Annotated in this window: 17 protein-coding genes and 1 pseudogene; 13 read left to right on the forward strand and 5 right to left on the reverse strand. The window is 73.0% G+C overall.

Going from position 1 to position 25,133, the window contains the following annotated elements:
• The first annotated feature begins 35 nt into the window (after positions 1-35).
• The gene (locus tag AC3ERT_RS04800) at positions 36-845 is read left to right on the forward strand and encodes a DUF1295 domain-containing protein (protein ID WP_435172864.1); all 810 of its coding nucleotides are present in this window, start codon (positions 36-38) and stop codon (positions 843-845) included.
• Between the two features lie 82 nt (positions 846-927).
• Here AC3ERT_RS04800 and AC3ERT_RS04805 read toward each other — a convergent pair whose 3' ends face one another.
• From AC3ERT_RS04805 to AC3ERT_RS04815, 3 genes are all read right to left on the reverse strand, one after another.
• A complete protein-coding gene (locus tag AC3ERT_RS04805; protein ID WP_435172866.1) occupies positions 928-1,656 on the reverse strand; it encodes an anti-sigma factor in 729 nt (242 codons plus the stop codon).
• 23 nt (positions 1,657-1,679) lie between these two features.
• Complete coding sequence (sigK, locus tag AC3ERT_RS04810) at positions 1,680-2,264, reverse strand: ECF RNA polymerase sigma factor SigK (protein ID WP_435125683.1); 585 nt, start codon at positions 2,262-2,264, stop codon at positions 1,680-1,682.
• Between the two features lie 96 nt (positions 2,265-2,360).
• On the reverse strand, positions 2,361-3,656 hold the full coding sequence (locus AC3ERT_RS04815; protein ID WP_435172812.1) for a hypothetical protein: 1,296 nt from the start codon (positions 3,654-3,656) through the stop codon (positions 2,361-2,363).
• A 142-nt stretch (positions 3,657-3,798) separates the two neighbouring features.
• On the opposite strand from AC3ERT_RS04815, the pseudogene AC3ERT_RS04820 reads away from it, so the two are divergent.
• The 3 genes and pseudogenes from AC3ERT_RS04820 to AC3ERT_RS04830 form a co-directional block, all read left to right on the forward strand.
• A pseudogene (locus AC3ERT_RS04820) lies at positions 3,799-3,951 on the forward strand (ATP-binding protein); the annotation flags it as partial.
• Between the two features lie 687 nt (positions 3,952-4,638).
• Complete coding sequence (locus AC3ERT_RS04825) at positions 4,639-6,429, forward strand: hypothetical protein (protein WP_435172814.1); 1,791 nt, start codon at positions 4,639-4,641, stop codon at positions 6,427-6,429.
• The gene (locus tag AC3ERT_RS04830) at positions 6,426-6,833 is read left to right on the forward strand and encodes a hypothetical protein (protein ID WP_435172815.1); all 408 of its coding nucleotides are present in this window, start codon (positions 6,426-6,428) and stop codon (positions 6,831-6,833) included. Before AC3ERT_RS04825 ends, AC3ERT_RS04830 begins: the two co-directional genes overlap by 4 nt.
• Before the next feature lie 363 nt (positions 6,834-7,196).
• Here AC3ERT_RS04830 and AC3ERT_RS04835 read toward each other — a convergent pair whose 3' ends face one another.
• Positions 7,197-9,446: an RICIN domain-containing protein gene (locus tag AC3ERT_RS04835; RefSeq protein WP_435172817.1), complete on the reverse strand. Its 2,250-nt coding sequence runs from the start codon at positions 9,444-9,446 to the stop codon at positions 7,197-7,199.
• Positions 9,447-9,922: 476 nt separating this feature from the next.
• Between AC3ERT_RS04835 and AC3ERT_RS04840 the strand changes: the two genes are divergently transcribed.
• The 4 genes from AC3ERT_RS04840 (at position 9,923) to AC3ERT_RS04855 (ending at position 16,895) form a co-directional block, all read left to right on the forward strand.
• The gene (locus AC3ERT_RS04840; protein WP_435172819.1) at positions 9,923-11,269 is read left to right on the forward strand and encodes a ricin-type beta-trefoil lectin domain protein; all 1,347 of its coding nucleotides are present in this window, start codon (positions 9,923-9,925) and stop codon (positions 11,267-11,269) included.
• A gap of 244 nt (positions 11,270-11,513) precedes the next feature.
• Positions 11,514-12,455, forward strand: coding sequence for an ABC transporter ATP-binding protein (locus AC3ERT_RS04845; RefSeq protein ID WP_435172821.1), 942 nt, complete (start codon positions 11,514-11,516; stop codon positions 12,453-12,455).
• A gap of 266 nt (positions 12,456-12,721) precedes the next feature.
• Positions 12,722-14,137: an ABC transporter permease gene (locus tag AC3ERT_RS04850; RefSeq protein ID WP_435172868.1), complete on the forward strand. Its 1,416-nt coding sequence runs from the start codon at positions 12,722-12,724 to the stop codon at positions 14,135-14,137.
• A gap of 4 nt (positions 14,138-14,141) precedes the next feature.
• Positions 14,142-16,895 carry a bifunctional YncE family protein/alkaline phosphatase family protein gene (locus AC3ERT_RS04855; protein WP_435125708.1) on the forward strand — a complete coding sequence of 918 codons (2,754 nt, stop codon included), beginning with the start codon at positions 14,142-14,144 and terminating at the stop codon, positions 16,893-16,895.
• A 97-nt stretch (positions 16,896-16,992) separates the two neighbouring features.
• On the opposite strand, the gene AC3ERT_RS04860 is transcribed toward AC3ERT_RS04855, so the two are convergent.
• Positions 16,993-19,176, reverse strand: a complete 2,184-nt coding sequence (locus tag AC3ERT_RS04860; protein WP_435172823.1) for an ATP-binding SpoIIE family protein phosphatase — start codon at positions 19,174-19,176, stop codon at positions 16,993-16,995.
• Between the two features lie 394 nt (positions 19,177-19,570).
• Between AC3ERT_RS04860 and AC3ERT_RS04865 the strand changes: the two genes are divergently transcribed.
• From AC3ERT_RS04865 to AC3ERT_RS04885, 5 genes are all read left to right on the forward strand, one after another.
• Positions 19,571-21,511 (forward strand): carbohydrate-binding module family 20 domain-containing protein, encoded by a 1,941-nt coding sequence (locus AC3ERT_RS04865; protein ID WP_435172825.1) that lies wholly within the window; start codon positions 19,571-19,573, stop codon positions 21,509-21,511.
• Positions 21,512-21,646: 135 nt separating this feature from the next.
• Positions 21,647-22,438, forward strand: a complete 792-nt coding sequence (locus AC3ERT_RS04870) for a ferritin-like domain-containing protein (RefSeq protein WP_435172826.1) — start codon at positions 21,647-21,649, stop codon at positions 22,436-22,438.
• Positions 22,439-22,503: 65 nt separating this feature from the next.
• Entirely contained in the window at positions 22,504-23,025 is a 522-nt protein-coding gene (locus tag AC3ERT_RS04875; RefSeq protein ID WP_435172827.1) for a DinB family protein, read from the forward strand.
• Positions 23,026-23,051: 26 nt separating this feature from the next.
• On the forward strand, positions 23,052-24,092 hold the full coding sequence (locus AC3ERT_RS04880) for a DUF4190 domain-containing protein (protein ID WP_435172829.1): 1,041 nt from the start codon (positions 23,052-23,054) through the stop codon (positions 24,090-24,092).
• 161 nt (positions 24,093-24,253) lie between these two features.
• Positions 24,254-25,006: a GntR family transcriptional regulator gene (locus AC3ERT_RS04885; protein WP_435125726.1), complete on the forward strand. Its 753-nt coding sequence runs from the start codon at positions 24,254-24,256 to the stop codon at positions 25,004-25,006.
• The last annotated feature ends 127 nt before the right edge of the window (positions 25,007-25,133 follow it).

Consider the following 25,133-nt stretch of genomic DNA (forward strand, 5'->3'; position numbering starts at 1 on the left):
CACCAGAAGGGGGCGGCGAAGCCGTGAGCGGGTTCATGCCGGGCGGGTTCGGGTGGGGCGGTTTCGCGCCGAACCTCGCCTGGGCCGCCGCCGCGGCCCTCGCGGTCATGCTGGCCACCTTCGCGGTCGCGGTGCGCGCGGGCCGCCACCGGATCGTGGATGTCGCCTGGGGCATCGGCTTCACCGCCGTGGCCGCGGTCACCTTCGCCGCCTCCGCCGGGCAGGGCGACCTCGTACGACGGCTGCTGGTGACGGTGCTGACGGCGGTGTGGGGGCTGCGGCTCGCGGCACACATCGCCCGCCGGGGGCGCGGCCACGGCGAGGACCCGCGCTACGAGGCGATGCTCGCGAAGGCGCCGGGCCACCGGAACGCGTACGCCCTGCGGAAGGTCTACCTGCTCCAGGGCGCGCTGGTGTGGCTGGTGTCCCTGCCGGTGCAGGCGGCGCAGTACGTGCAGGGCCCGCCGTCGGTGCTCGGTCGGGCCGGGGTCGCCCTGTGGGCGGTCGGCCTGGCCTTCGAGGCGGTGGGCGACGCCCAACTCGCCCGCTTCAAGGCCGATCCCGCGGGCAGGGGAAAGATCATGGACCGCGGCCTGTGGTCCTGGACCCGGCACCCCAACTACTTCGGCGACTTCTGCGTGTGGTGGGGGCTGTTCCTGCTGGCCTGCGACAACCCGGCGGCGGCCGGCGTGTCCGTGGTCTCCCCGGTGGTGATGAGCCTGCTGCTGACGAAAGGCAGCGGAAAGCGGCTGCTGGAACGGCACATGGCCGAACGGCCGGGTTATGCCGCGTATGTGGCGCGCACCAGCGGGTTCATCCCCCGCCCGCCCAGGCGGGGGCCCTGACCGGGGCCGGTGGCGCCCTGACGGGACCAGCGGCGCCCAGCCCGGGCGCCCGGCCCCCGGCCCAGGCCCTGGCCCGCGGAACTCAGGCGGGGAAGCCCAGGAGGGCGAGCGGCGCGGAGGTCGGCGCCTTCGAGCCGCCCACCGGTTCCACGGTGACCCCGACGCCCGAGGCCCCGTCGACGGCCCCGTGCAGAAGAACGGCCTGGTCGGTGCGGTCGGGGTCCATCAGGCCGGCCGCGCGCATGGTGCCGCCGTCGTCGAACCACAACTGGTAGACCTTGCCCGCGGCCGGACGCGCCATCCCCGAGACGAGGAACACCGCCTGGTCCCGTTCCCGCGAGACCACGACCGTACCGCTGGCACCGCCCCGCAGCGCGGCGGTGCGCGTCCTGGCGTCCGGCGAGGTCAGGACGGCCGTGATCGCCTCGGTGCCGCGCTGCGCCCGGTGCGCCTGGCGCAGGGCGTCCTCCGCCCGCTGGTGCTGCCAGAACGTCGTGCCCCCGAGTGCGGCCGCGACCGCGAGGCAGGCGGCCAGCGCCCACCGCGACAGCAGCCGGGCCCGTACCGCGGCATGGCGCGTGCGGCCGGTGCTCGCCCCGCCCGGCGGCTCCTGCCGGACCGACCCGACGCGCCGCAGAACCTGCTCGCGCATGCCCGCCGGAGGCGTCACGGTGACGGCGAGACCGAGCCGGGCCGCGGTGGCCGACAACTCGGCGGCCTCCTGCGCACAGGGTTCGCAGCTCGCCAGGTGGTGCTCGAACGCGGTGAGTTCGGCGTCGGGCAGGGCGTGCAGGGCGTAGGCCCCGGTCATCCGGTGCAGATCGCCGGTGGCGGTCACGCGGTCACCCCCAGGCAGTCGCGCAGGCGGATCAGCCCGTCCCGCAACCGGGTCTTGGCCGTCCCCAGCGGAAGGGCGAGCGCCTCGGCCACCTGGCTGTAGGTCAGTCCGCGGTAGTAGGCGAGCGTGACGGCCTGGTGCTGGATCGCGGTCAGCGTGCGCAGGCACCGCCGTACCTGTTCCCGCTCCAGCCTGGCCTCGACCTGCTCGGTCACCTCGTCGAACTCGGCCGTCCGCGCCAGCAGCGCGGCCTTGTGGTCCCGGGCGGCCGCGGCCTCCACGGAGCGGACCCGGTCCACGGCACGGCGGTGCGCCAGGGTGAGAATCCAGTTGATCGCCGTTCCGCGGTCGCGCCGGTAGCGGGGGGCCTTGCGCCACACCTCCACCAGCACCTCCTGCGCCACCTCCTCCGACTGCGCCTGATCACGCAGCACGGCACGCGCGACCCCCAGCACGGAACCGGCCACGGCGTCGTAGACGGCGGCGAACGCCTCCTCGTCACCCAGGGCCACGCGGCCCACCAACTCCTCAAGATCCGGTTCCGACGAGGGGTTCCTGCCGATATGAACGGCTTCTCTCACCTGGGCCTCCGCTGTTGGTGCATCTCCGGAGGTGATCCGGTGCCGGCGTCGCGGCGGATTGGTCCTGACGATGAGGAAACCGTACGGGGTCCGGCGCTACTGGGCGGGCCCGCCCGAGGCGGCTTCCTCGGGCGGGGCAGCCGGCGGGGGACCCCAGAAGTGCGGGGGCGCCGGGTCGGCCTCGTCGCTGTCCTGCGGCTCCTGCCAGCCGGGTCCGGACTCGGGTTCTCCCTGCGGCTCAGCCGTTTCGTCCATGTACGGACCCTCGTCGCCGTACCCGGCGCCGGTACCGGTCCCGGTGGTCGTCCGGGGAAAGGCACGCCGGATCTCCGCCGCGGCCTCGTTCAGCTCCGCCGCCTCCAGGTCGCGCACCACGCGGTGCACGAACACCGTGTACGCGTCCATGTCCGGCTTGAGGCCGACCGCCGTCAGCAGCAGACGCAGCCGTTCCGCCACGCCCACCTCTTCCTCGCGGTCGAACACCCCGGCCCCGCCGGCCGGGCCGAACCCGCCCCACGGCGGGCCGCCGACGGTCGCCGTTCCGGTCGCGCCCACCGGCGGGACGAGCAGGTCGCGGAAGAGCTCGGGCACCTCCTCGTCGTTGGCCGCCGCGGTGACCCGGGCGAGCGGACCGATCATGTCGACCGCCCGCTCGATCTCGTCCTCGTGCCGGGCCAGCCACCACACCACGGCGCTGCCTGTGCTCTTGAGCACATCGCCGCCGAGGTAGTCCCGCTTGTTGCGCTCGTGCTGCCGCTCGTGCTCCCAGAGCGCCTCGTCCTTGCGCAGGTCGGCGAGCCGGCGCAGCCGGTCGCGGTCCGCGGGGGACAGCTCCAGCGTCACGTCGGCCGCCCTGGCCTCCACCCGCCCGCTGCGGTCGACGAGCGGGACGCCCAACTCCCCGTCCAGCAGGAGCTGCGCGAAGGTCACCCGGGTCGGCTCCTCGTAGCGGACGAGCTCCAGGGCCCGGCTGACCACCGAGGACGCGGCGAAGGACGACCAGGTGTCGTCGGCCCGGCCGACGTGTTCGGCGACCGGCCGCCAGGACACGGCGGCGGAGAAGAGGAAGTCGTAGCCGTCGGCCGCGCTCGGCAGCGCCACCTCGGCGACCTGTGTGACCTGGTACGGCGGCAGCATCGGCGGCGCGGGCTGCTCGGACTCCCAGCGGACGGCGGCCTCCTCGGTCTCCTCCGGGCTGCCGTCGTCGTACGGACCGCCGGTCGATGTGCCGCCGGTACCGGCCGCCGTCATCCGCAGCAGCAGGGCGCCCGAGAGCGTGACCGCGCACAGGAAGCCCCACAGCCACGCGGACCAGTGCAGGACGTTCCCGAGCGCGACCGGTGCGAGGCCGCAGAGCGCGACCAGCAGCAGGCTGGGAAAGCGGTGGGTCATCGTTCCTCTTCTTCCGTGGTCCGTGGTCCGGTTCCCGCACGCGCCGTGCGGGCGTACTGCGCGTCGTCGATGTGCTGCCAGAAGCGGATGGCGACGGCCGCGCGGGACGGGTCGCGATCGGCTTCGGCCCAGGCGCAGGCGCGACCGCCACGACCTGGCTGCCCTTCACCGCCACCGCGCCGCTCTCACCGGTGAGCCCGTCCCCGTCGTCGCGGTCTCGCGCAGTGGAATCGACTGCCCGGGTCTGGATGCCGCGTACGGCCCCGCCGACCTGCTGGCCGCCTGGCCGCAGTGAGGGGTGGCGGGCGGCTCGGTCGCCCGTGCGCCGCGCTGCTGCCGCGCCTCACGCGTATCGCGGGTGTCCGCAACTGCGGGATCTTCCCGCCCCACCTCGCTGACGCCCTCGCCGCCCGGGGCATCGCCACGGGCTGAGCGGGCCGACGCTACTGGGCAGGGGCGTATGGCGCCGGCCGCTCAGGCGCGTGACCATGCGATCTTCACACCATCCGGCGCTCTCCTTCGTGGCCGAGGTCTGTCGGCGTGCGTGCGGTGCGCCGTAGGCTCGTCGGCCTCGACGGGGGACAGAAGTGGTGGGTGAGGAACCATGGGCCACTGGCCTACCGGGGGCGCGGAGCCCGGCGACGCGAACCCTTCGGCGCGGCAGGGGAGTTCGGGCGCGGGGGCGGTTCCGCGGAAGCCGTCTTCCTCGTCGTCCCCGTCGTCCCCGTCCTCCCCGGAGGACCGGCCCGCGGCGCCCGGCGCGCACCCCGCAGGTCCGCCTCCGACGGTTCCGCCCCAGCCTCCCACTCGGCTTCCCCCGCCTCCGACCCTGTACCCGGCGGCGCCTCCCCGGCCGACCGGACCGCCTCGCACCGCGTCGTTCTCGCCGCCCCCGCCCCCGCCCCCGCCCGCCCGTCCGCCGTCGAACGGCCGGTTCCGGTCGTGGTTACCCGCGCGACGCGGCCGCCTGATCCTGGCCGCCGTGCTGGCACTGTGCCTGGGCGCCGGCCTGGCCGTCTGGCTCACGGTGCCGACGCACACAAAGGCGCCCGAGTTACGGAAGGCGCCGTTCTACCTCGCGCTGGACAACCTCGCCGCGCAACCGGTGGTGCACTACTCCGGCTCCGCCGCCGGGGTCGGCGAGTGGGACCTCAAGGTCACCAGCGGCGGCGAGGAACTCGGCACGGTCTCCTTCGCCGGGCAGCAGATCGACATCCTGACCGTGGGCGGCCGGACATACGTCAAGCCCCCGCAGGAACTGCTGGCGGGTCTGCCCGGAGACGCACCGTCATCGGCGCTGAAGGGGCAGTGGATCACCGGGGACGACACGCTGAGTGCCGCCCTTCCGAAGGGCCTCGGGACGCCCGCGGCACTCGCCGACTCCTTGTGGGCCGGGCTGGAGAAGGCCACCGACTTCCCGCAGGTCGGTGACGCACCGGTCGTCATCGGCTCCGACCGGGCCTGGCGGGTCACGACGCCCGACGGTGTGCTGTACGTGTCCGCCGCGAAGCCCTACCGCGTGCTCCGGGTGGGTCCGGATTCGTCGCGGGCGGGGGGTACGCCGTCGTCGGCAGCCGCGGCCGATCAGCGGACGCCGGCAGGGCAGCGCCTGCCGGCAGCGCAGCCCCCGTCGGCAGCTCCGCTCACGGCCGGCCGGGTCGCCCCGGCCGCGGCGGGCGGCCTGAACGGGCTCGGCCGGACGAACTTCGCGCAGATGTCCCCGTCGGACGTGGACCAGACGCTCGGTGACCTCAAGAACCAGACCGAGAAGCTCAAGAGCGCGGTCGACCTCGGCATCCAGTTCGACGTCGAGGGCCAGGAGTCGCTGGACTGCTCGGACAGCAGCTGCACGGTCACCGCGCACGTGACGAGCACGACCACCGCCGGCAGCGCCTCCCGCGTGTCCGGGACGGTCACCGCCCGTCTGACCGCCACCGTCACGGTCAACGGCAAGGACGGCGGCGGCTGCACCGGGCAGGCGACGCTTCCGGTCAACGGGAGCGGGACGATCAGCTGCCCCGACCCCGAGGTCGCCCCGATCGTCGCGGAGATCAAGGAGCAGGCCCAGGAGGAGGCGAACGAGGAGGCGGAGGAGTCCGGCCATGACGCCGAGGTGCCGTACACGCTGGACTACGGCGGCACCGCCGAGGTGTGGGCCGAGGCGGTCGTGCAGGCAACGGTCGACACGTACGTCAGCGGCGAGCAGGACGAACAGAGCGCGGCCGACCAGTGGGCCAAGGACAACTCCGACTGCGAGGAGGCCGCGTTCACCGGTCCGGCCGGCGCGGACATGGAACCGGTCGGCCTGGTCGCGCGGCCGGTGCGCCACGGCGCGGCCGCGGTCGACGACACGTCCGGTGACGGCGGGGCCGCGGACGACCCCGACGGGGCGGAGGCGTGCGCCGGAAGCGCCGACGGGCTCACCGACGACGACTGGAACGCGATCGACGACAAGTACGGTCCGCAGGTCGCCGACGGTGTCGACTACAACGAGCAGGTGATGCACGGGCCGGACCGGGCCAGGGCGGCCAGCCACACGATTCCGGGCATCGGCCACGATCCGCAGGCGCTCGCCAGGTACTTCGCGAAGTACCGGAACGTGCCCTTCACCCATGTGGACTCCCGGATCGAGGAAGGGGCGTCGAAGGCGTACGCCGTCTACGACGAGGACAAGGGGGTGGCTATCATCAAGAACTCCCGCATGATCCACGGCTACCTCATGAGCCCCGAGAGCTTCGCCAAGCGCTTCGATCCGATCAAGGAGGGCGGATGAGGACCCGGGTACTCGTCGAGCGGGCGGGCCGCGGCTTCCGTCTGCGGTTGACCGCATCGCAGCACTGGCTGCTCGTCAACGCGCTCGCCGCCTTCCTGGAGAGCACGGTCTCCGCCACGGAGGTGGAACTCGTACTCGGCCCGGCCGGAGGGGAACTCGACGCGCTGCTCGCCGGTGCCGAGCCGGCGGAGAGCGGCAGCAGGCTCGTCCTGGACGCGGACATCCGGCAGGCACACGCCCTGCACGCCCTGCTGATGAACACCCCGGCCCGGTTCGCGACGGAGGAAGCGTTCCACCACCGGGTCGGGGCCTTTCGGGAGAACCTGCTGAACCTGGCCGACGGTCTGTGCCAGGCGGTCGGTGGCCTCACCACGGCTCCGCCGACTGACGAGGGGCCCGGATAGTCTTCCTGGACCTCCTTCGTCCTCGCGTAGCCTGGTCGAAGCAGCACGCTGCACATATCACGTCAAGGGGGAGCACGTGGATCAGGACGCGCTGGCGCTTGCCGGGACCGCAGGTACGACCCTCGTCACTTTGATGGCCACCGACGCATGGACGCAGGCCAGGCATGGAGTCGTATCCGAGCCGTAGGAGGCGGCGGTCCGCAGGCTGCCGCCGTCCAGCCGTGCGGCGGCCAGCCGCAGGACGCGTTCGACCGGGCCGCCCGCCGGTTCGGCGCCGTCGACGAAGGGGCCGTTCCGGGCGAGGCGCCTGGGGAGCCCTGAGTCAGGCTTTCCCAGGGGCAGTTCACCGTGCGGCCGGGGTGATCAGGGTCCCGAGTTCAGATAGGTCACCGTGCTGCCGCCGGTGACCTTCCCGCCGGAGTTGTTGATCACATGGCTGATGGTGCCGTCGCCGCCCAGGGACACGGTCACCATGTCCTTGAAGGACGAGCCGCTGCCGGGCACCTCGATGGCGCGGTCGGCCACCACCGAGGGGTTGGTGCTCATGTAGCAGTAGACGCCGAGCCCCCACGCCTGGTGCGAGGTCACCGAGTCCGCGACCTTGTACGAGGGGTAGCCGTTCTCGCCGCCGCCCGGTGTCCAACTGGCGTTGTCCGGCACGTCGTAGGGCATCTCGGACTGGTAGAAGTACGTCCGGCCGCCGTTGCCGTTCCAGAGGGTCTGGTACTTCTGGTAGTGCTCGACGGCCAGGCCGTACATGGTGACGTCGTCGCCGTCCACCACCAGCCCGTTGGCCGCGGTGTTGGTGTTCCAGCCGACGGTGCCGCTGTTGCCGTGGTCCGCGCGCCAGATCCACAGGTCGCTGCCGATGGTGTCGTCGCTGTTGACGACGAGCGACGCGGTGGCCTTGCCCGCGGCGTCGCCGCCGACCCGGAAGAAGACGTCCTGGAGGGCGATCGGGTCGGCCGCGTGGTCGGCGGAGGAGCCCGACGGGCCGATCTGCACCAGGGAGTTGCTGTTGGTGGTGCCCGCGCTGACGATCAGCCCGGCGATGTCGATGCCGTTCACGTCGGCGGTGGTGATCGCGGTGACGCCGTTGTCGGGCACCAGCGTGGCCAGGCCGAGGCCGAGCACGACGGTGTCCGGCCGGGTGATGTCGATCGGCGCGCTGAGGTGGTACACGCCGGGGGTGAAGAGCAGGTTGGACCCTGCGGCCAGCGCCGCGTTGATGGTCGCCGCGGTGTCCCCGGACCTCACCACGTAGAACTTGGTGATCGGGATCGAGGTGCCCGCGGTCGAACCGCCGGTCCAGTCCGGGCCGGTGGCGTTCGTGCGCAGGCCCGGCACCATCACGTTGTACAGGCCGGTCGAGTCGGTGTAGAGGTACGGCTTCTCGCGCACGGCGGGGGACTGGCCGACCGTGGTGTAGGTGGGGAACGACTGGGCGGGGGCGCCGTTGTCGCCGACGAAGACCATGTTCCAGTTGGAGCCGGCCCAGCTGCCCATGGCGGTGTCCTGGGTCAGGAACTGCTGCTGGGTACCGGAGTTGATCTGGCCGGAGACGCGCGAGTCGCCGATGAAGCCGCCGGAGGACCAGTTGCTGCTGGTGTTCCCGGAGGAGTTGTCGTCCAGGACCATGTTGCCGTGCACGTCCACCCGCCGGAACGGGTCGGCCTGCGAGACGGCGTACTCCAGCGTTCCCGAAGCGGGCGTGTCCGACAGGTTCTCCACGTCGCGCCAGAAGTTCTGCGTGGCGTTGCCGCCCGACCAGCCGGCGTCCACGTGCACCCCGCCGCCGGTCAGCGAGACGTCGTCCGGGGACGCGCCGAGCCCGGCCACCTGGGTGTAGAAGCCCACTGGCACGTCCACGTCGTAGCTGCCGGGCGTGAACAGCAGCGCGTAGCGGTTGCCGCCGAACTGGTTCGACTCCTGCGTGTCGTAGACCGAGTCGATGGTCGACTGGATGGACGACGCGGACATCGACGGGTCGAAGACCTTGACGTCGGGCCCGAGGTCGGGGTTGTCGGGGTTGGTCGGCGGGGCGGTGCCGCTGCCGCCGCCGGCGTCGTCGAGTGCGAACGACTGGGCGCTGGTGCCGTTGCAGGTGTACTGCTGCAACTGGACCGCGTTCGCGGCCCCGGCGCTGGGCACGTCGAGGCACAGCCCGCTGTAGTGGTTGACGAAGTGGTAGCCGCCGCCGGCCTCCTGGACCGGCTTCCACTCCTGGCTGCTCCAACCGCCGTCGGACCACAGGTGGATGAGGGCGCCGCTCGCGGTGGACGGGCCGTCCACGTCGATGGCCGGCTGGTCGCCGCCCGCGTTGACGATTCCGTAGTAGCCGGCGTCGGCGGCAGGGCGCAGCTGCCACTGCTGGGCGGCGGTGCCGTTGCAGGTGTACTGCTGCACGGCGGTGCCGTCGGCGGTGGCGGCCGAGGCCGCGTCCACGCACTTGCCGCTGTTGGCGGCGACCAGGTTGTACCAGCTCGACGGGGAGACGGCGGCGTGCGCCCCGGTCGCGCCGACGGTCGACAGCGCGGTGGCGACGAGCACCGCGGCCACCGCGGGGCCGGCCGCGCGGCGCGCCGTCCGGCCCGGTTTCAGGAAACGTTTCATGAGGCCCTCCCGGCAGGGTTCGTGTTTCTGAAACAAGAAAGTGCGGCACATCCCGGACCAGCGCGGGTCGGCGGCGTGGTCGCGCGCCGACGGCTGAACGACCGTCCGGCCTCTCGAGCAATGTGTGTTTCCCGAAGGAAGCAGAGCGGTCGCAGACATGTCAAGACGTGGGTACGGCGCCGTGGCTTCACTTGTCGGACGCTTCCGGTGCCGGGTGGGGCGGGAGGAGGGCAACGGGCCGCGGGTGCCTCCAGGTTGTGAACGCACAGGTCGGGGCCGGGAGCGGCCGGCGGGAGCCGGCCGGGTGGCGGGCGCGGCGGTGTGGCCGGAACCCGTACGGCCGCGCTGGGCCGCTCCCTCAGGTCAGGAAGGTTTATTTACAGACGTCTTGACGCGGTCTCGTGTTCCGGCGCAGACTCCGGTTCTGCTCGGCCGACATGAAACACCCCCCACCAACCGGCCCCCGGAGCCCACGCATGCGCCTCAGACACTGCATCGCGTCCCTCGCCACCACGGCCCTCGCCGCGACCGCCGCCTTCCTCGGCACCGCCGGCGAAGCCCACGCCGCGACGGGCCTACCCGCCCACTTCGCCGCCCCCTACCTCCAGATCGACGGCACCACGGCCAACGACATGGCGGCGGACCTCAACGCCACCGGCCTGAAGTACTACACGCTCGCCTTCCTCATCCCGAAGTCCGGCTGCACCGCGCAGTGGGAGGCCAGCGGCGACGCGGTCGGCGCGTACTCCGCGCAGATCAACGCGCTCAAGGCGGCCGGCGGCACCGCGATCGTCTCCTTCGGCGGCGCCGAGGGCGGTGAGCTCGCCCAGACCTGCACCTCCGTCTCCTCGCTCACCGCCGCCTACGCCAACGTGGTGAACACCTACGGGATCACCCGGCTCGACTTCGACATCGAGGGCGGCACGCTGGGCGACACCGCCGCCAACCAGCGCCGCAACCAGGCGCTCGCCGCGCTCCAGGCGCAGAACCCGGCCGTCCAGGTCGCCTACACCCTCGCCGTCGACCCCGGCGGGCTGCCCTCGCAGGAGTACAACGTGCTCACCGACGCCAAGAGCAAGGGCGTCGACGTCAGCGCGGTGAACATCATGACGATGGACTTCGGCGACGGCGAGAACGCGCTCAACGACGCCGAGTCCGGCGCCCGCGCCACCGCCGGCCAGCTCGCCGGGCTGTACGGCATCTCCACCTCCGCCGCCTACGGCCGCCTCGGGCTGACCCCGATCGCCGGCCAGAACGACGACAACGAGTACTTCTCGCAGTCCGACGCGCAGACCCTGGAGAGCTTCGCCGCCTCCAACGGCGTGCAGGAGCTGTCGTTCTGGGAGGTCGACTACTACGACAAGCCCGTCGGCTACGCCTACTCCCGGATCTTCGGCCAGCTCACCACCGGCAGCAGCGGCGGCGGGACCGGCGGCGGCACCACCGGCGCGATCACCGGCTACGGCGGCAAGTGCGTGGACGTGGCCGCCGCCTCCAGCGCCAACGGCGCCGCGGTCCAGCTCTACGACTGCAACGGCACCAACGCGCAGCAGTGGACGGTGGGTTCGGACGGCACTCTGCGGGCGCTGGGCAAGTGCATGGACGTGACGTCCGCGGGCACCGCCGACGGCACCCAGATCCAGCTGTACGACTGCAACGGCACCGGTGCGCAGGTCTGGCAGGCCCAGTCCAACGGTGAGTTGGTGAACTCCGCCTCCGGGAAGTGCCTGGACGCGACCGGCCCCAGCTCGGCCAACGGCACCCGGTTGCAGATCTGGACCTGCTACGACAGCGCCAACCAGCAGTGGAGTCTGCCGAGCTGACGCGCTGTCAATCCAGGTTCACAACTCGGCTTCACAGCAAGTCAATTGATCGGACGGCCGGACCGGCCGGGGAGCGTACCTGTGCCCCCGGCCCGGTCCGGCCGTCCGTGTTGCGTCGTTACGACCCCGGTATCCACTGGGGTGCTGCCGGCTGCCCGCTGTTCGGCAAGTGTTCAACTCGCGGCCTGTGGAGGGGCTGTGTGCGGTCTTTATGGTCCTTGAGGCTCAGCTGGGAAAGGGACTCATGGACACACCGCTCGCGGTCCGGGCTCAGGGAATCACCAAGTGCTTCGGCGACGTCGTCGCCCTCGACGGCATCGATCTGGAGGTGGCGCAGGGACAGGTGCACGGCCTGGTCGGGCCGAACGGCGCGGGCAAGACCACGCTGCTCGGCCTGCTGCTGGGCCTGGCCGTCGCCGACGGCGGCCGACTGGACATCCTGGGCACGCAGGTCGGCCGGGCGCTCGCCGCCCCCGACGGCGTCGCCGGCTTCGTCGACGGCCCGGGCCTGTACCCCTCGCTCACCGCCCGGCAGAACCTCGCGGCACTGGCCGCGCTGCGCGGGCAGGACCCGCGCGGCGGCGCGATCGCCGAGGCGCTCGACGAGGTCGGGCTCACCGACGTGGCCGACGACCGCGTACGCGGCTACTCCCTGGGGATGCGCCAGAGGCTGGGACTGGCCGCCGCGCTCCTGACCAGGCCGCGGCTGCTGGTGCTCGACGAGCCGTCCAACGGCCTGGACCCGGCGGGCAAGAAGCACGTGCACGACGTGCTCGGGCGGCTCGCGGCCGACGGCGCGGCCGTGGTCGTCTCCAGCCACCGCATGGACGACATCGAGGCGCTCTGCTCCCAGGCGACCCTGCTGGCCACCGGCCGGGTGGTCTTCTCCGGCCCGCTCGGCGGCCTCGCGGCGGCGAACGCCGCGCTCGACTACCGCCTGCTCACCTCCGACCTGGCCGCCGCCCGCCGCGCCGCCGCAAAGACCCCCGGGATCGACGTGGTGGACGGCGCCCGTCCCTGGCGCGGCGCCGAGATCCTCGTCGTCCGCGCCGAAGTCCCCGCGCTCGACGCCCTGGTGGCCCGCCTGGTCGGCGCCGGCGTCGCGGTCCGCGAACTCGCCCCCGTCACCTCGCCCCTCGAAGCAGCCTTCCTCACCCTCACCGCGCCCCAGGAGACCGCACGATGACCGCCGACCCGGACGCCACGGAAGCGATGACCGCCGCCCCGGCCGCGGCCCCGCCGGCTGCGGAAGCCGTGGACGCGCCCGTCACGGCCCCGTCGGCCGCCGCCGCGCCAGCCGCCGCCGCAACGGTCGCCGCCGGCCCCGCCGGCAGGCGCCCCGTCTCGGTCGCGCGCGGCTACCACGCCCCGGCCGCGGCCCCGCCGGACGTGGAAGCCGCAGAAGCCGCGGACCCGCCCGTCACGGCCCCGTCGGCCGCCGCCGCGCCCGTCATGGCCGCGCCGGTCGCCGACGCGCCAGCCGCCGGTGCGCCGGTCGCCGACGCGCCGGTCGCCCACGCGCCAGTCGCCGCCGGCCCCGCCGGCAGGCGCCCCGTCTCGGTCGCGCGCGGCTACCGCTTCGAGCTGGTGAAGCTCGTCTCGCAGTGGCGGGTCCGGCTGCTGGTGCTGGTGTGCTGGCTCGCGCCCGGGCTCTTCGTGGCCGCGGTCAGCATGCAGAGCACGCTGCCGTCGGACACGCTGTTCGGCCGGTGGATGCACGGCACCGGGTGGGCCGGGCCCCTGGTGGTGCTGGGGTTCGCCGGGAGCTGGGCGCTGCCGCTGCTGACCTCGCTGGTCGCCGGGGACGTCTTCGCCGCGGAGGACCGGCTCGGCACCTGGCGGCACCTGCTGGTCGCGGTCCGCTCGCACCGCCGGATCTTCGCCGCGAAGGCCCTCGCCAGCCTGACCGTCATCCTGCTGCTCGTCGTCGGGCTGAGCGCGTCCGGTATCGCCGGCGGCCTCGCCGCGGTCGGCGACCACCCGCTGGTCGGCCTGGACGGACACCTACTGTCGCCGTCCGCCGCGGCCGGACACGTCCTGCTCGCCTGGGCCTGCGCGCTCGCCCCGACCCTGGCGCTGGCCGCGATCGGCCTGCTCGGGTCGGTCGTGCTGGGCCGCTCCCCGATGGGCCTGCTGCTGCCCGCGCTCGTCGCGCTGGCGATGCAGCTGGCCCAGCTGCTGCCGCTGCCCGTCGCGGTGCGCCTGGCCCTGCCCGGCTACGCCTTCATCGCCTGGAACGGCCTGTTCACCGCTCCGGCGCAGCTCGCCCCGCTGCTGATCGGCGTCGCGGTGAGCCTGGTGTGGGCCGTCACCGCGACCGTACTGGCGTATCTGCTCTTCGTGCGCCGGGACTTCACCAACCTCACCGGCGACGGCTCCGGGCGGCGCGCGCTGACCGCCGGGCTGCTGCCGCTGGCCGGGCTGCTCGCCGCGACGTGCGCGGTGATCGCGCTCGCCACCCCGTCGACCGGCTCCGGCATCGACCAGGGCAAGGTGCAGCGGTCGGTCGCCACCGCCTTCGGCCACCTGTACCGGATGCAGACCGCGCAGCTCAACCGCCCCGCCGTCACCGAGGCCCAACTGCGGGTCGGTGCGGCGTGCGACCGGAGCGACGGCCATGTCGCGGCCAAGGGCGCCGGCAACGACTGGCGCTGCGTCGTCACCTGGCACCTGCCGGGCGTCCAGGCCCCGGGCACCGCGATCTACCAGCTCGATGTCACCTCGGACGGGCGGTTCGTGGCCGACGGCGACGGACCGAAGGACGTGAACGGCTACTTCCTCGTACGGTCCGCCACCGGCGACGCCCCGAACCCGCTCTGGCAGTTCGACGGCACTGTCGAACTGCTCCACACCACCCGGAAGGGATAATCGGATGCAGGTAACACGCCGCAGAAGGCGTGTCGAGAAGGCGGGCCTCGTCTTCCTCGGCCGGCGCATCGGCCGCCGGACCGCCCTGGTCACCGCGGGCCTCACCACCCTGGCGCTGGGCGCCACCGGCACGGCCTTCGCCCAGACCCACCAGTTCGGCACCGAACAGGTCGGCCAGAGCACCGACAAGGGCCAGGTCATCTCCAGCGACCAGTACCTCGCCCCGTACGGCACCCGTACGGTCATCGACAACGGCAAGATCATGTCGTCCGCGGTCAGCCCGGACGGCACCCACCTGGCGGCCGCGGTCACCGACGGCGGGGTCGCGCTGACGGTCCTGGACCTGAAGACCTGGAAGGTGCAGCAGGTCGTCGGCAACTCCGCCGCCGCGGACCTGCGGATCAGCGGCAACGACGTGGGCCAGGAGGGCCCGACGTACTCGCCCGACGGCAAGCAGCTGTGGCTCGGCCAGACCGACGGCTACACCCGCTTCACGGTGAACACCGACGGCACCCTGGCCGACCCGGTGGCCGTCAAGATCCCGGCGGACGGCGCCAAGCACGCGCTGGTCGGCGCGGCCGTCTTCTCCGCCGACGGCTCGACCGTCTACTCCGCGGTCAACGGCCAGAACCGGGTGGTCGCCATCGACGCGGCCACCGGCACGATCGAGCAGAGCTGGGCGGTCGGCAACGCGCCCCGCGACATCCTGCGGGTCGGCGGCAAGCTGTACGTCAGCAACGAGGGCGGCCGCCCGGCGAAGAGCGGCGACACCACCCTCAACTCGTACAACACCCAGGTCCCGGCGAGCCCGGTGACCGGCGCCACCACCACCGGCACCGTCAGCGTCATCGACCTGGCCAAGCCCGCCGCCGCCCCCGCGAGTATCACCGTCGGCCTGCACCCGACCGCGCTGTACGCGAAGAAGGGCGCGGTGTTCGTCACCGACACCGCCTCCAACGACGTGTCGGTCATCGACACCGCCCGCGGCAAGGTCGTGCAGACCATCGCCACCCGGCCCTGGCCCGAGGCGACGGTCGGCTACGAGCCCGACGCGGTCACGCTCACCGACGACGGCCACCTGCTGGTCACCCTCGGCCGCGCCAACGCGGTCGCCGTCTACCGCTACCACAGCGCGCAGGAGCCGGTCAGCTACGTGGGCCTGCTGCCGACCGACTACTTCCCCGCGGAGATCGCGACCGTCGGCAAGCAGGTGGTGGTCTCCAACACCCGCGGCATCGACGCCCGCCGCCCCACCACCAGCGCCGGCCACGCCACCCACGACACCACCTCCAGCTTGACCCACTTCACGCTGCCGAGCGACAACGCGATCCGGGCCCAGACCGCCAAGGTCTTCCAGCAGAACGGCTGGACCAGCACCGACGTCCAGCTCGCCAAGGGCCGCAAGGCGAAGGCCGTGCCGGTCCCGGCCCGGCTGGGCGACCCGTCGACGATCAAGCACGTCTTCCTGATCGTCAAGGAGAACCGCACCTACGACCAGCTCTACGGCGACATGGCGCAGGGCAACGGCGACCCGGCGCTCACCGAGTTCGGCGAGAACGTGACGCCCAACCAGCACGCCCTGGCAACGCAGTTCGGGCTCTACGACAACACCTACGACATCGGCACCAACTCCGCCGAGGGCCACAACTGGCTGATGCAGGCGGACAACCCGGAGTACACCGAGTCCTCCGCCGGTGAGTACACCCGCAGTTACGACACCGAGGACGACGCGCTCGGCCACCAGAAGAGCGGCTTCCTGTGGACCGGCGCGCAGGCGGCCGGCAAGACGGTGCGCGACTTCGGCGAGTTCCAGCAGTTCCTGACCAAGCCGGCCGACGCGACGTGGCAGAACCTCTACTGCGACGCGAAGAACATGAAGGCGACCGGCCAGAACACCGCCTACCCGCTCGACTCGTCCTCGCCGATCCCGTCGCTCAACAACGTGTCGGTGCCCGGCTTCCCGAAGTTCGACACCAGCGTCCCGGACATCTACCGGGAGCAGATCTGGCAGCAGGACTTCGAGAAGAACGGCCCGGCCGACCTCAACATGTTCTGGCTGTCCAGCGACCACACCGGCGGCCCGGCCAGCCCGGCCGCGCAGGTCGCCGACAACGACCTGGCCGTGGGCCGGATCGTCGACACCATCTCGCACAGCTCCTACTGGAAGGACTCGGCGATCTTCGTCGTCGAGGACGACTCGCAGGCGGGCCTGGACCACGTCGACGGCCACCGCGCGCCGATCCAGATCATCAGCCCCTACGCCCAGCACGGCGTGGTGGACGACCACTACTACTCGCAGATCACGATGATCCGCACCATCGAGCAGATCCTCGGCATCCACCCGATGAACCAGAAGGACAGCGCCGCCAGCCCGATGACGGCCGCGTTCACCGCCAAGCCGGACTACACGCCGTTCACCGCGGTGCCCAACCGCACCTCGCTGACCGACGGCCTGAGCACCGCGCCGTCCTGCGGCGTGGACACCCCGGCCGCGCAGGACCCGACGGCCGCGGCCGTGCCGAAGGCGAGCGTGCCGGCGGCCGAGAAGTCGGTGGCGGCGCAGTGGAACACATGGAAGTCGAAGCAGCGGCTGACCGGGCCCAACGCGGTGCCCGACTACGCGCCGCCCGCCCAGATGAACCACCTCACCTGGTACCAGACGCACAACTGGACCACGCCGTACCCCGGTGAGAGCAGGATCTACGCCCCGAACGACGTGCCGGGCGCCTACATCCCCTCCTCGGACAACGACGACTGACCGGCGCCACCGCTACGACCGGGCCCCGGCCGGCATCGCGCCGGCCGGGGCTTTGCCGTCCCCGCCCTCCCCGCCGTCCCCGCGCTCGCGGCGGCGGTCAGCGCGGTGCGAGGACCTGCTCGGTCCAGATGGTCTTGCCCTCGGGCGTGTAGCGGCTGCCCCAGCGGTGGGTGAGCTGCGCGATGAGGAACAGGCCGCGGCCGCCCTCGTCGGTCAGCCGGGCCCGCCGCAGATGCGGCTGGGTCTGGCTGGGGTCGGAGACCTCGCAGATCAGCCGCTGGTCCCTGATCAGCCGGACGGTGATGGGGGAGCCCGCGTACCGGATCGCGTTGGTGACCAGCTCGCTGACGATCAGCTCGGTGCTGAACGCCAGCTCGTCCAGGTCCCAGGCGGCCAGCTGCGCGGTGACACCGGAGCGCACCTCGGCGACCGCCTCGGGCCCCGCGGTCACCCGCCACCCGGCGGTCCGGTCGCTCGGCAGCTCCCTGGTCCGGGCGAGCAGCAGCGTCTGGTCGTGGTCGGGCGCCGGGTCGGAGAGCCGGCCGAGCAGTTCGCGCCCCGCGTCCGCCATCGGCCGGCCGGACGCCGCCGCCGAGCGCGCCACCTCCTCGACCGCGGCCCGCCGGCGCGCCGCGGCCGGGTCGTCCCACACCTGCGCGGCGTCGCTGTGGAAGGCCAGCACGTCCCCGGCGGACAGCAGCAGCTCGGTCATCTCGAACGGGCCGCCGCCGGTACCCAGCGGCGGCCCGGCACTGACCTCGACCTGCTCCACCGCGGCCGGCTCTCCGCCGGCCCCGCCCCGCACCAGCACCGGCCCGACGTGGCCCGACGACGCGACCAGGCAGCGGCCGGTCAGCGGGTCGTAGGTGGCGTAGACGCAGGACGCGCCGCGCAGCGCGGTCTCGATGCCCGCGTGCACCGGGTCGTTGTCCTCGGTGCTCGCGAAGCGCACCACCAGGTCGTCCAGATGGCTGAGGAGTTCGTCGGGCGCCGGGTCGAGGTCGGCGAGGGTGCCCACCGCGGCCCGCAGCCGGCCCATCGCGGCGGTCGCGCCGAGCCCGTGCCCGGGCACCCGGCCGACCAGGAACGCCACCCGGGCGGAGGACAGTTCGATGACGTCGAACCAACTCCCGCCGATGCCCTCGGGGGTGCCGCTGGGGACGTACACGCCGGACGTCTCGGCGGCCGTGCTGTCGCCCACCACCCTTGGCAGCAGGCTGCGTTGCAGCGTCTCGACGGTGCGCCGCTCCTTGGTGTAGCGGCGCGCGTTGTCGATGCTGAGGGCGGCGCGCGAGGCGATCTCGTCGGCCAGCGCGGCGTCCGACTCGTCGAACCGGCGCCGCGTGCCGAGCCGCCACAGCAGCACCGTGCCGAGCACCAGACCGCGCGCCTGCACCGGCATCAGCAGCAGCGAGCTGGCATCGCGCGGCAGCGACCGCCGGACCATCTCCTCCTCCGGCAGCAGCGCCCGCAGGTCGGCGAGGTCGGAGAGCACCCCGGAAGCGCCGTGCCGCACCTGCTGGCTCGCGTCGCTGCCGATGGTGAGCGTGGCGCCGGGCGGATAGAGCTCGGGCGGCCACGCGCCGGCGCCGGCCACGGCCACCCGGCGCAGCGGCGTGTCCCCGGTGAACGGGCCGGGCTCCTCGCCCTGGAGCACCGACACGGTCAGGTCGACCGCGGCCAGGTCCGCGAAGGCGGGTACGAGCACGTCGGCCAGGTCCTCGGCGTTGCGGGCGACGTCCAGCGAGCCGCCGATCGCGGCGGCGGACGCGTACCGCAGACCGGACGGCTGCGCGTCGCCCTCGTCCGCGGTGGCCAGCCGCGGCAGCCGCAGCGGGCCGTCCTCGGCGCGCGGCCCGTCGCCGTCGGCGCCCGCCGCGTCCGGCTCCGCCAGGCCGCCGGAACCCGGCGGGCCGCCCTGCGCCATCCGCAGCAGCAGCGGCGGGCCGTGCGCGCTCTCCGGCGCCAGCACCGACACCCGCAGCCGCACGTGGAGCGTCCCGCCGCCCGGCCGCAGCAGCACCACCCCGCCGGTGTTCTGCCGGCCCTCCAGCGCCCCCGACCTCAGCACCGGCCAGGTCTCCGGGTTCTCGAACAGCTCGGTGACGTCCCGGCCGCACAGCGTGTCCGCGGCGCAGCCGAACAGCGCCGCGGCCCGCCGGGTGCAGCTCACGACGGTGCCGCGGGCGTCCACCACCAGCGCCGCGTCGCCCCGCGCCCGGCGCACCGCTTCCTCCGGCCCGGCGGCGTCGGTCGTTCGCCCAGGCCCGCTCGAACCCATACGCCCATTGAAACGCGCCCCCCTCCGGCCCGCGCGCCGGAGAAGCCGCACCCCCGCCCGCGGCGGCCCGGAGCTCGTACGGGGAGGCGTTGCGGGCTCGGATAAGGCTCGGATCGGGCGCCTACTACGGCACCCGCCTCAGCAGGGGGCGGAGCCGCCTGCCCCGCACCCGCACTGCGCAATCTTTCTGCAAGTCGAGGAAAACTGTTGCAGCACGTCTTGACGGCACCGCCGCTCCGGAGCATGGTCTACCTCGCGTTCAACCGCCGTGACCGTCACGGCGGTTGGCTGCGGCGGCCCACGGGAGGGCCGCCGGACCGCTCGTCCGAGGCGCGTCGGAGCCGGGTGGTCGCGTACGCAGGCCGTAGTCCGCCACGATCAGCGGGAGCCCTCCATGCTTCGCTCACCAGACCGCGCCGATCCCCCCCACGGCGCGGAACCGCCCACCGCGCAACCCCCCACCGCGCAACCCCCCACCCCGCAACTCCCCTCCGCACGAACGCCGTCCGCCCGCTCGCGGGTCCGCCGGGCGCTGCTCGCCGCCGCCGCGCTCGTGGCCGGCTCGGTGATACCGCTCGCCGCCGTCCAGGGCACCGCGCACGCCGGCCCCGCCACCGCGGCGGCCACCGGCGGCAACGGCAGCGACGTGACCGCCAACCTCTTCATGTGGAACTGGCCGTCGGTGGCCAGTGAGTGCACCACCGAACTCGGCCCGAAGGGCTACGGATCGGTGCTCGTCTCCCCGCCGGAGGACTCGATCCGGCTGTCCGGCTCGCACCCGTGGTGGGAGATCTACCAGCCGGTCGGCTACGACCTGAACAGCCGGATGGGCACCGAGGCGCAGTTCGAGGCGATGGTCTCCGCCTGCCACGCCGCCGGGGTCAAGGTCTACGCCGACGCGGTGATCAACCACATGTCCGGCAACGACCAGTCGAGCACCGACTCCTACGGCGGCGACAGCTTCGACGTCGGCGCGAAGACCTACGGCGAAGTCCCGTACGGCCCCTCGGACTTCCACACCTCGCCGGCCAACTGCCCCAACTCCGACCTGGCCATCGACGACTGGAACAGCCAGACCCAGGTCCAGGAGTGCGACCTGTCCGACCTCGCCGACCTCTACACCGAGACCGACGACGTGCGGGGCAAGATCGCCGGCTACCTCAACAAGCTGATCGGCTACGGCGTCGACGGCTTCCGGGTCGACGCCGCCAAGCACATCAACCAGTCCGACCTGGCGAACATCGAGTCCCGGCTCTCCGACACCCAGTGGGGCGCGCGGCCCTACGTCCTCCAGGAGGTCGCGCTCGGCGGCAGCGGCAACCTCGCGCCGTCCGCGTTCGAGTCCAACGGCAGCGTGATCGGCTTCGACTACGCCAACGCGATGAAGTCGCAGTTCCAGGGGAACATCGCGAACCTCAAGACGTTCGGCCAGAGTTGGGGCCTGGAGCCGTCCGACAAGGACGGCGCGATGGTCACCAACCACGACACCGAGCGCAACGGCAGCACCCTGAACTACAAGAACGGCTCGCAGTACACGCTGGCCACCGAGTTCATGCTCGCCTGGGGATACGGCGCCCCCACGGTGTACTCCGGCTTCGCGTTCAACAGCTCCGACGACTCCCCGCCGGCCGACGGCAACGGCTTCGTCACCGGCACCGACTGCTCCTCCGCCGCCTGGGTGTGCACCGACCGGGTGCAGGGCATCGCGAACATGGTCGGCTGGCACAACGCCGCCCAGGGCCAGAGCGTCGTCAACTGGTGGGACAACGGCGCCGACGCGATCGCCTTCAGCCGCGGCGACCAGGCGTGGATCGGCATCGACAACGGCGACTCCGCGGTCACCGAGACCTTCACCACCGGCCTCGCCGCGGGCACGTACTGCGACGTCATCCACGGCGACCCCACCTCCTCCGGCGGCTGCACCGGGTCCACCGTCACCGTCGGCCAGGACGGCACCGCCACGGTGACCGTGCCCGCCCACGACTCGGTGGCCCTCTACCAGGCCGGCACCGCCACCACCACGCCCCCGACCAGCCCGCCGACCGGCACCGTCGCCGAGACGTTCCACGAGACCGAGGCCGCGCCGTCGGGCGAGCAGGTCTACGTGGCCGGGTCGATCGCCGGACTGGGGGAGTGGGACACCGGCCGGGCCGTCGCGCTGGACTCCACCGACGGCACCGACTGGAGCGCCACCGTGGACCTCCCCGCGAACACGTCCTTCGAGTACAAGTACATCCTCAAGGACGCCTCGGGGAACGTCACATGGGAGTCGGGCGACAACCGCACCGCCGACACCGGCGGCTCCGGCGGCACCCTGGACGACACCTGGAAGTAGCGCCGCGCAGGCACGAGGACGCGCGCACCCCGGTTCGCCCGGACGGGCGAACCGGGGCCGCGGTCCGGTTGCGGGGGCGGCAGGCGCGGCCTTGACTGCTGCTGATACCTGCCGGACGGCGAGAGGAGCACGGGGATGCTGTCGGTCCGCAGCCTGTTCACGTCGATCGTGGACAACGACGACTCCTACCGGCTCTTCTGCTCCATCGCCGCCAGCGGGGAGGCACAGGGCGGCTGGGAGAACGGCCGGATCGCCGCGCTGGTGCCGCCCTCGCAGCGTGAGCTGGCCCCGAAGATCGCCCGGCACGGCGCCGACGAGGACAAGCACGGCCGCATCTTCACCGCCCTGCTGCGCAAACGCGGGCTGGAGCCGGTGCCGGTGCCCGCCGACACCGACTACACGATGCTGCTGGAGCGCGCCGGGATCGGGCTCGCCCACAGCCGGCTGCGGCGCGACGAGGCGCTGAGCGAGCAGGACATCGTCACGTACCTCGCCCACAGCCGGGTCACCGAGCAGCGCGCGTCCGAGCAGATGGCCGTGCTGCTGCGGTACTTCGCCGGGCACCCCGAGATCGGCCGCGCGATGCGGGTCATCTCGCGCGACGAGGACAACCACCTCGCCTACTGCCACGAGGAGTTGCTGCGGCTGGCCGCCGCCGGGCACGGCCGCGCCATCCACCGCGCGCTGCGCGCTTGCGCGCACGCCGAGATCCGGGTGCACCGCGACGTGAGCCTGGCGGTGATGGCCCGCATGGGCCGCATCCTGCACTGGCCCGCGCCCACCGCGGCGCTGCTGCGCTTCGGCATCCACCTCACCTACCTCTACGACCGCCTCCACGGCTGGCGCCGCATGACCACGCTCACCATGCCCGCCCGCCGCAACGCCCTCGGCACCACGCCGGCCCCGGCGCCGCAGACCGCCGTCTGACCCCGTACGGCGGCCGCGCTTATATGAGGAGCCGTCCCCCGAGGGACAGGGATAGCCTGCGGGGCATGGGCGAGGGTGTGGACACGCGGATCGGGCCGCCGAGCTTCGGCTCGGAGCGGGAGACGCTGCGGGCGTTTCTGGACTACCAGCGGGCGACGCTGGCGATGAAGTGCGAGGGGCTGGACGACGAGCAGTTGCGGCGGCGGTCGATGCCGCCGTCGGCCTTGACGCTGCTCGGCCTGGTCCGCCACATGGCCGAGGTCGAACGGACCTGGTTCCGCCGCGTCTTCGAGGACCCCGGCGCCCCGATGGTGTGGGCGAAGGAGGGCGAGGTCGACTTCCAGGCGGCGTACGACGCGAGCGCGTCGACCCGGGCCGAGGCGTTCCCGGTGTGGGAGGCCGAGGTCGCCGCGTCCCGGCGGATCGAGGCGGCGGCCGCGTCCCTGGACATGGTCGGCCACCAGCCCCGGTGGGAGGAAGACGTGAGCCTGCGGATGGTGATGGTGCACGTGTTGCTGGAGTACGGGCGGCACAACGGGCACGCGGACTTCCTGCGCGAAGGAGTCGACGGGACCGTGGGGGCGTAGGGGTAAGGGGATCGTAAACTCCCCTGGTGGACATATCCCCGCCGCCGCCCCCCGAGGACCTTCCGCCGCCGCCTCCCGCACCCGCCCCGCCCTACTCCGGCTCGGGATCGCCGTACGACTCCGGCGCGGCGTACGGCGCCGGGCAGCCGCCCTACGGGCAGTCTTCGCCGTACGCATCGGACGGTGCGCCGCCCTACGGCGCGGGCCCGGGGCCCTACCCGCAGCAGCCGAACCCGTACCAGAACCCCAACCCGTACGCGGCGCCCGGCGGCCCGGGGCTGCCGGGGCCCTACCCGGCGCCGTACCCGTACCAGAACCCGCAGGGCTGGTACGCCGCCGAGCGCACCACCAACGGCCTGTCGATCGCCTCGCTGGTCACCTCGTTCACATGCGTGCCGCTGCTCGGCATCGGGCTGGGCATCGGCGGGCTGAAGCAGGGCCGGCGGCAGGGCCAGCGCGGCCGCGGGCTGGCCATCGCGGGCATCACGATCAACTCGGTCACGACCCTGCTCGTCGTGCTGCTGATCGTCCTCGGCGCGACCGGCGCGCTGGACGACGGCAACACCGAGGTCGCGGACATCAAGGCCGGCCAGTGCTTCAACACCACCGGGCACTCCCTGGAGGAGATCGAGCGCGGGGAGCGGGTGTCGCGCTCGGTGAACGTCGTCGACTGCGCCAAGCCGCACGACGCCGAGGCGTTCTACACCTACACCCTCGACCCGAGCACCAACGGCTCCTATCCGGGCGAGGCGGCGATCACCAGCGAGGCCCAGGCCACCTGCGGCAAGCAGATGGGCGAGTACCTGGACGGCCGCTCGCTGGACGACGGGATGCGGCTGTTCTTCTTCGGACCGCAGAAGTCCCTGTGGGACGACGGCGACCGCACGGTGACCTGCTTCTTCGGTGACGTCGACGCCAAGGTGACCGGTTCGGTGCGCGACGGCGGCGGCTCCTCGTCCGGCGGCAGCGGTGACGGGGGCTCCTCCGACGGCGGTTCCTCGTCCGACGGGGGCTCCTCCGACGGCGGTTCGTCCGACGGCGGCGACGCGGGAGGAGTGGGCGTCTGACCGCTCACGCGAGCCCGCACCGAGCCCGGCGGCGGCACACGTCGGAGCACCTTCCGCTCTGATCCGGCCACCACACGCTGGGTGATACCCAGGGGAGGGCTTGCGGTTGCGCACCGAGGGTTGCCAAGCTGTCGCACACAGTCAACCCCTGGGAGGGGCACGTGGCCTTCGGTGAGCAGCCTGCCTACCTTCGTGTCGCCGGGGACCTGCGGCGCAAGATCCTCGACGGCACCCTGCCGCCGCACGCCCGCCTGCCCTCGCAGGCCCGTATCCGCAGCGACTACGGCGTCTCGGACACCGTGGCCCTGGAAGCCCGCAAGGTGCTGATGGCGGAGGGGTACGTCGAGGGCCGCTCCGGCTCCGGCACCTATGTGCGGGAGCGGCCCGAGCGGCGCAAGGTCGTCCGCAGCGGTTTCCGGCCGACCGGCGCGCCGAGCCCGTTCCGGCAGGAGCAGGCGGACGAGGCGCGCACCGGCAGTTGGGAGTCCCACAGCGTGCAGGGCCCGGCCTCGGCCGATGTCGCCGAGCGGCTGGGCATCCAGACCGGCGACCGGGTGATGTGCACCCGCTACCTCTTCCGCACCGAGGGTGAGCCGTCGATGCTCTCCACCTCGTGGGAGCCGCTGGCCCTGACCGCGCGCACCCCGGTGCTGCTGCCGGAGGAGGGGCCGGTCGGCGGCCAGGGCGTGGTGCCGCGGATGGCCGCGATCGACGTCCTGGTCGACCACATGGCCGAGGAGGTCGGCGCCCGCCCGGGCCTGGCCGAGGAGACCGCGGCGCTCGGCGGGGTGCCCGGGCACATCGTGATCGAGATCCGCCGCACGTACTTCGCGTCGGGACGGCCGGTCGAGACGGCCGACGTGGTGATCCCGGCGGAGCGCTACCGCGCGGTCTACCACCTTCCGGTACGCTGACGGGCCGTCACGTTCCGGTCGAGCGGGTGGCCGAATCGATCTCTCTTCGTGTCAATCCGTACCCGCCGGGTGATCCTCGGGCGTAGGGTCGGGCATATGCGCGCCGCCGTTTCCCCGAGCACGGGGC

The sequence above is a fragment of the Actinacidiphila sp. bgisy145 genome (assembly GCF_057708125.1).